The sequence below is a fragment of the Bacillus timonensis genome, from assembly GCF_000285535.1.
In the GTDB taxonomy this organism is placed as follows: Bacteria; Bacillota; Bacilli; order Bacillales; family Bacillaceae_L; genus Ferdinandcohnia; species Ferdinandcohnia timonensis.
In genome coordinates this window covers 435,077-442,163 of record NZ_HE610987.1, presented here as the reverse complement: position 1 = coordinate 442,163, position 7,087 = coordinate 435,077, and the positions used below count along the sequence as shown (strand labels likewise).

The window sequence follows — 7,087 nt, the reverse complement described above, 5'->3', positions numbered from 1 at the left end:
AAACGGAGTTCGAATTAGGTCAGTTTCAATGCCCGTCAATTCTAAAATTGTCTGCTGCGTTTGGTCCATCTCACCTACAACAGATTTAGAAGACTGATAGAATTTATTTTTATCATGGGTCACGCCATGAAGGCCAACACTATGACCTTTACTCACCATTTCCTTAACGGCATCTGGATAATTCTTAATATTGTTGTCTAACATAAAAAAAGTTGCCTTCGCATCATATTGATCGAGTAAAGCAAGGATATCCTTTGAAACCTTATGAGGACCATCATCAAAAGTAAGATATACCGCCCTTGATGGTGGGGCTGGTGTTTCCTTTGGTGCCTCCTGTTTATCATCGGCTTCCTGTTCATCATCGACTTCGGGAGTTGTTGGTTTCACGGTAACTGGAGCTGGGTCGACTGTAGGTTTTGTAGTAGTTGTAGGTTCTTCCACAGTGGGCTTTTGTTCTTCAATATTACCTTTTAATGGGTCATCAACTTTTAAATCATCGTCGATTGGTTTGTTTTTTTCAGGAGTTTCAGCAGGTGCGACGGTCTCGACTACAGGTTCAGATGCATCGGCTTCGAGAAAAAACTTTGTTTTTAGTAGAAAAAAGAATACAAGAGTAACAACACAATAAAGCCAAACAATGCAATGATTTTTAAAATACTGCCCTTCCTGATTTTTTTTACATTTGACATTAGGCATTCCTTCTTTGCTGAATATTCTTCACTATATAAGACGTTTATGTTGCAAAAACGTTTCATTATTATTACGAGATTTTTACAAAAGTGATACAAACAAGCCCTATCTTAACATAAAGCCTGTGTCTGGGGGAAGAATAAATTTGGCAAAAAAAGGTTTTTGAGAATAAAATGATCTTAGTCTAATATGAAATGAGACAATTTACTTGTTTCAATGATTAAAATAGTTAATAATCCACATATAAACATACTTAATTAAAGGGGGATCTCAATTTGAAAATGAGGGTTTCAGCCGTGCAATATCATCTTCATACCATTCGTTCCTTTGATGAATTTGCGGCTCAATGTGAGCATTATATTAAAACAGCTATGGAATTCGATGCAGAGTTTATTCTGTTTCCTGAATTTTTTACAACCCAGCTTTTATCAATTGGTAGGGAAGATGGCTCAAGTCTAACAATTGACGACCTACCAAGCTTTACGGAAAGGTATAGAGCATTGTTTTCTAATCTTGCAAAACAATATAATGTGCACATCATTGGCGGAACACATGTAGTTCGCAAGGGGGACCACCTCAACAATGTTGCTCATTTATTTTATCCAGATGGAAGAGTGGGAGAGCAGGCAAAGCTTCATATTACACCTACAGAAGTTCATGAGTGGAATATGTCGCCTGGGGAAGACTTCCAAGTTTTTGATACAGAAAAAGGACGCATTGCAATGTTAACCTGCTATGATATTGAGTTCCCTGAAATCGTTCGAATCGCGAAAGCTAAAGGTGCAGATGTAATCTTCTGCCCGTCATGTACAGATGATCGCCATGGTTTCCATCGCGTGCGCTATACAAGCCATGCAAGAGCAGTGGAAAACCAAGTCTATGTAGTGGGTACAGGTACTGTTGGTTCTTTGCCAACGGTTGATTTTATGCGTGCTAATTTTGGCCAAGCAGCAGTGATTACACCAAATGATATTCCATTCCCACCAAAAGGGATTCTAGTGGAAGGCGAAATGAATAACGATATGATTGTAACTGCTGACCTGGATTTGGATCTTTTATATGAAGTTCGTGAACGTGGTTCAGTTACTACTTGGCGTGATCGTAGAACTGACCTTTATCCTGATTGGAAATAACTTTATTCCAATCAATAAAGTTAGTACCTCCGGCGGATGCCACGATTTTTTAATGGAAATTTTTTGATAGTAAGAACAAAGACTAAAAACTCCACATCCTGTGGGCCTAAAAATCGGGAACAAATTCGCCAAAGCGCATTTGATTAAAAAGGAGAGTGAAAGAGTTGGATTATAAAAGAATAACAAGCATCAATGACCCATTGTTTTTCAAAATGCATGAATTAATGAAGAATGTATTTCCGAAAGAAGAAGTATTAGATTTTGAACTTTGGAAGGAGCCACTTGAAGACCCAAGTATCCGTGTATTTGTTGCCGTGCATGAGGATGAGGTTGTTGGGGCAACTGAGTATCGTTATTATCCAGACTGGAATATTGCGATGACTGATTTTACAATCATTGGTCAGCCTGGTTTAAGTATCGGTCGCTTTTTAGCGCAAAATCGCAGCAAAGATTTAGAGGAGCTTGCCAGGGCAAATGGAAAAGAGCTGTTCGGCATGTTTGCAGAAATCTATGACCCATATCAGGTAGCACACTATGAGTTTGGAACAGTGAAGCCGATGGACCCTTTTGTTCGTCGCGAGGTTCTTTCTCATCTCGGCTATAAACGTCTTGAACTTGATTATGTTCACCCATCATGGAACAATGATGGTGAAGCCGTGAAGGGGCTTGATTTATGCTTTATGCCTGGTGATGAACAAGTGAATCAATTACCAAGTCAATTAGTCGTTGATTTCTTAACCACGTATTACACGGTTCTTCCAAACAAACCTGTAGAGTGGCAAGAAATGGTCAATGGGTTAAAGGAAAAAGAGTCAGTAAATCTATTACCACTATAATCAAAGAATCCATAATTACATTCAGAGGTGTAATTATGGATTTTTTTTGTCTGAAAAATGTCTGAAAAACGACATGTGATATAAATCATATTCCGTAAAGTGTGTAAAGATTTACAATTACTATAGAAGAGTATGTTTAGAGGGTCAGGTTGTGTGAGTACCGAATGATGGCTTTCTGAACAAAATCATAAAGCTGGTGATAGTGTGATTAGTCAAATTTTAGATGGATTTAGTTTTCACGCCCAATGGAACGGTGGGGTCATTTTTTTCTCACTGATATTAATTGTTTTATATATGTTCCTTTTACCGACACCAAAGGATCATAAAAAATATAAATCAATCGCGTTTGCAGGGAGTATGCTGTTGATTCTTTTTGCGGTGGGTAGTCCACTAAACCTCTTGGGACGCTTGCTGTTTCGCGCTCATATCATTCAGATTGTCATTGTCCTATTCATTGCAGCACCTTTGATTGTTATCGGAATAAAGACAAACCTGCTTGAAAAGATGCTTAAAAACAAGGTTATCAAAAAGGTATATCGATTTTTGACTCATCCATTGTTTGCGATAGTTTTATTTTACAGTTTGTTTATCGGATATCATGTGCCAGTTGTATTTGATTGGATTCGAACTGGATATTTTACAAACTACTTCTTTTTAGTCGGGTTAATCGTTGCAGCCGTCCTCTTGTGGTGGCCAATTATCGGACCAATTAGAGAGTATGACACTTTGACTTTTAAGCAAAAGCTCATTTATATCGTGGTCAATATTGTGTTATTTGTTCCATTAACGCTCTTTTTGTGGCTGGCAAATGGTGAATTGTATACAGTCTACAGTGACACAAGTCAGATGCTTGCGGCATTGGCATTATGCATGCCTATTGGCGAGGAGGTTCCACCAGATTTATTAGAAACACTGCTACCATATCCACCAATTAGTGAACAAAGGAACGGAGCGATTATCTTATTTATCTCCCAAGCATTGATTTTTGGCATAAGTACGTTATGGTTGTTTATGAAAAAAGGCAGGAAGTAGTTCCTGCCTTTTGGTATTTAACTTAGTTTTCCGATATAGGCTAAGTCTGCCACTTCATTAGAATCGGTTGAGCCATCAAGAATCTTTCGGATATCTTGTAAAGTATCCTGTAAGCTGATGGTTTCCCCCTTTTTACCAGTAAAGGCTTCTGCGACATAAAAAGGTTGTGTCAGATATGCTTCAAGACGTTCCCCACGTTTGTAAGTTTGAACCTCAGCTTCTGGTAGCTTTTCAAGCCCGTGAACGCTAACGAGTGAACGGAGCTCACGATATCTTCGTAATAGTTTTTTTGCACGCTGCTGGATTGTAAAATGTGTTTGATCTAGATGTGCCCCTTCGAGAACAGAAGAGGTAGAGTAAACTGGGTTAATGGCAGGATATTGATGTCTAGCAGTGAGGTCAGCGTCGAATTGCCATAATGTTTCAAGTGGTCCAAATGGAACGTCCTCATCCACAACGTCACCTTTTAAATCAACAAGAATGGTCGTGACAGAATCAATCCCAATAGAATGCAATCTCTCCTGTAAGGCTTGGATTTCTCCTGTGATAACATGGGAACGATCCGCCGCAAATGCGACTTCTGTCGTTTTACCAAGCTTTGCAATTTCCTCGTACGCTTCTTGAATTGTTTTTACTTGGAGTTGAACTTCATCCAAAATATCATTGACTTCTGGGTGATCACCTTCCGGCAAAAGCAATACGGATACATAATCATTGGTACGTAAGCGATGGAATAGTTCTGCAAGTACTACAAGCTGGCCCATTCCAGGACGAGCTACAAGACCAACAGTCCCACCTTTTGCTAATGGTGCAAAAACATCAAGCGTTTTAATCCCAGTTTCAATCATTTCAATTTTCTCCCCTCGAATTAGTAATTCATCCAAACTACATTCAGCTAAATCAGCAAGCGCCACTAATGTGCGCACTTCTGCTCGCCCAACCGGAATTTTTCCCGTACACAGATTTGATACAGTCGCAGGGCGTAATCCAACCGAGCGAGCCGCAGTTGTTAAATTAGGTACTCTTCTACGAAGTAAAGATACATTGAGTCGAATATCTTCCAAAATTTACACCTCCTGTTACTTTTTAGAGTAAACTAATTTTCGTTTGAATGCAATAGATATTTTCTTTGCAGAGTAATTTTTTTTACGTTCGTAAGATGAGTGCGCCTGAAATCGATAGAACTGGATTAAAACGGGTAGAATCGAAATATAAACGATAAAACGCAACTCAAACGGATAGAATCAAAATCGATAGCATGGAAACTCTCACGAATTGTCCGGTATTAGTGAAAACGGTAATTCTGGTACCTCAACCTGCTGATGGAAGGGTCATTTTCATATTGCTAAATAACGTCCGTTGCCACAGCCTACCAATCCCTAGAATACACTCGTTCTTTCACATCCATACTAAACCTAAAACCAACACAAGGAGCAATCATGACCGAAATTTTACCTGAATCATTTTTTCATCAACCTACATTAGAACTAGCCAAAGCTCTCCTCGGATGTAAGCTTGTAAAACAAACCGACGAAGGTATCACTTCAGGCTACATCGTTGAAACCGAGGCCTACCGAGGTCCGAAAGATCAGGCAGCGCACTCCTATCAAAACAGACGGACGAAACGTACCGAAGTAATGTTCGGGAAACCTGGATATGCCTACACCCATCGAATGCACACGCATTGTCTTATTAATGTAGTAAGTGGTGAAATTGAAGTTCCGGAATCTGTTTTAATACGAGCAGTTGAGCCAGACGAAGGAATTGACCACATGTACCATCGACGCGGGGAAATGCCACAAAAAAATTTAACCAATGGCCCCGGAAAACTAACAAAGGCTTTAGGGATTTCAATGGAAGACTATGGACTTCCCCTTTTTAAACCGCCTATTTATATCGCAAAAGGGTATACTCCCGAAAATATCTCTACCGGACCACGAATTGGAATCGAAAATTCAGGTGAAGCAAAGGAGTATCCATGGCGATTTTGGATTACAGACAATCCGTTTGTTTCTCGCAAAAGATAAGGGTTTGCTCGTACAAGAGCAGACCCTTTTTTCATCTAAAACTTAGTGACCCTACGCCTCAGGTCCTAGTGAAAAATATAACTGCGGCTCATTATGACAAAGTGAAATTCAGGATAAGATTGAATCATGAAAGGAGGAAGTAAACATGAAAAAGTTCGGATTGTTTATTCTTGGAGGTATTGCAGCAATTGTGCTTTTATCACATATTGGCCCAATGATTGGTCTAGTGATAAGCCTTGCGATTCTGTATTTTGCTTTTAAACAGTTTATCAAAACAGATTCAACAGTAGGTAAGGTGCTATGGGCGATCATCGGAGTTATCGCAATTACCGCTTCAGCATCAAATGTACCAGCCATTTTAGGCGTAGTTGCAGCATATATCCTCTACGTTGTCATTAAAAAATGGAAAAAAGAAAAGCATCAAGTAATTACTGAATCATCAGACCCATTCACTAACTTTGAAAAACAATGGGCTGAATTAAACAAACATTAATTTTTTGAAACAAGGCTACAAAATCAAAACAAAAGGAGAATGATACAAATGGCAAACCTATTAACTCGTATAAAGGATACAATTTTAGCAGATTTCCACGGTGTTTTAGATGAAAAAGAAAAGAAAAATCCAATAGCATTACTTAACCAGTACTTACGTCAATGTGAGGCAGAGGTAGAAAAAGTCCGCAAACTTGTTGAGCGTCAGCACTCATTAAAGGATCAATTTGCTAGAGAGCAACGTGAGGCAGCGGCTCTTGCTGATAAGCGTAAATACCAAGCGGGTGTGGCACAACAGGCTGGGGAAACGGAACTATATGAGTTTGCTGTACAGGAACAAGCTGCATATGAGGAGCGCGCTGCTAAATTAGAAGAAGCATTTAAAAATGCGAGCACAGAACTCATCGGCCTTGAGAAAAAATATGAGGAAATGAAGCATAAATTAAAAGATATGCATATTAAGCGGATGGAATTAATGGGACGTGAAAACATTGCACGTGCGAACCATCGTATGAACCAAGTGCTTGATACAAATGCATATACCAATAAAGCTTCAAGAACGTTTGATGAAATGGAATCATATCTTGATCGACTTGAAAATCAAGTGAATTCCTCTTACCATCGCAACACAATTGATGCAAGAATTGCACAGCTTGAAAAAGAAATAAAAAATGAAGAAACACATTCAATTTCATAGTGAAAACATGGTATTCTAAGAAGGCGTAGACAAACTACGCCTTTCTTAGCCCAGATTTACGGGTAATAATCAATACATTCAAGAGGAGGTTCAAAAAGTCCGGTGAAATTGACAGATCGAATTTCTTTGTTGACGTGGCGCTCTAAGCCGGCGTGGTCCTTTTCATCCTCCTTTTTGAAC

General features: G+C 39.1%; 8 protein-coding genes. 6 read left to right on the top strand and 2 right to left on the bottom strand.

What is annotated here, in order from left to right; genetic code table 11:
- On the bottom strand, positions 1-696 hold a 696-nt coding region (locus BTHG_RS25930), incomplete at its 3' end, for a polysaccharide deacetylase family protein (protein ID WP_010677834.1).
- Between the two features lie 269 nt (positions 697-965).
- Between BTHG_RS25930 and BTHG_RS16470 the strand changes: the two genes are divergently transcribed.
- The 3 genes from BTHG_RS16470 (at position 966) to BTHG_RS16460 (ending at position 3,691) form a co-directional block, all read left to right on the top strand.
- Complete coding sequence (locus BTHG_RS16470; protein ID WP_010677833.1) at positions 966-1,823, top strand: carbon-nitrogen hydrolase family protein; 858 nt, start codon at positions 966-968, stop codon at positions 1,821-1,823.
- 164 nt (positions 1,824-1,987) lie between these two features.
- The gene (locus BTHG_RS16465) at positions 1,988-2,659 is read left to right on the top strand and encodes a hypothetical protein (protein ID WP_010677832.1); all 672 of its coding nucleotides are present in this window, start codon (positions 1,988-1,990) and stop codon (positions 2,657-2,659) included.
- 204 nt (positions 2,660-2,863) lie between these two features.
- Positions 2,864-3,691 carry a cytochrome c oxidase assembly protein gene (locus BTHG_RS16460; protein ID WP_010677831.1) on the top strand — a complete coding sequence of 276 codons (828 nt, stop codon included), beginning with the start codon at positions 2,864-2,866 and terminating at the stop codon, positions 3,689-3,691.
- Positions 3,692-3,708: 17 nt separating this feature from the next.
- Here BTHG_RS16460 and BTHG_RS16455 read toward each other — a convergent pair whose 3' ends face one another.
- The gene (locus tag BTHG_RS16455; protein ID WP_010677830.1) at positions 3,709-4,755 is read right to left on the bottom strand and encodes an ATP synthase beta subunit C-terminal domain-containing protein; all 1,047 of its coding nucleotides are present in this window, start codon (positions 4,753-4,755) and stop codon (positions 3,709-3,711) included.
- 375 nt (positions 4,756-5,130) lie between these two features.
- Here BTHG_RS16455 and BTHG_RS16450 point away from each other — a divergent pair, with 375 nt between their 5' ends.
- From BTHG_RS16450 to BTHG_RS16440, 3 genes are all read left to right on the top strand, one after another.
- Positions 5,131-5,718 carry a DNA-3-methyladenine glycosylase gene (locus BTHG_RS16450; protein ID WP_010677829.1) on the top strand — a complete coding sequence of 196 codons (588 nt, stop codon included), beginning with the start codon at positions 5,131-5,133 and terminating at the stop codon, positions 5,716-5,718.
- 145 nt (positions 5,719-5,863) lie between these two features.
- Complete coding sequence (locus BTHG_RS16445) at positions 5,864-6,211, top strand: lmo0954 family membrane protein (protein WP_010677828.1); 348 nt, start codon at positions 5,864-5,866, stop codon at positions 6,209-6,211.
- A 48-nt stretch (positions 6,212-6,259) separates the two neighbouring features.
- Entirely contained in the window at positions 6,260-6,907 is a 648-nt protein-coding gene (locus BTHG_RS16440) for a PspA/IM30 family protein (RefSeq protein WP_010677827.1), read from the top strand.
- Positions 6,908-7,087: the final 180 nt, after the last annotated feature.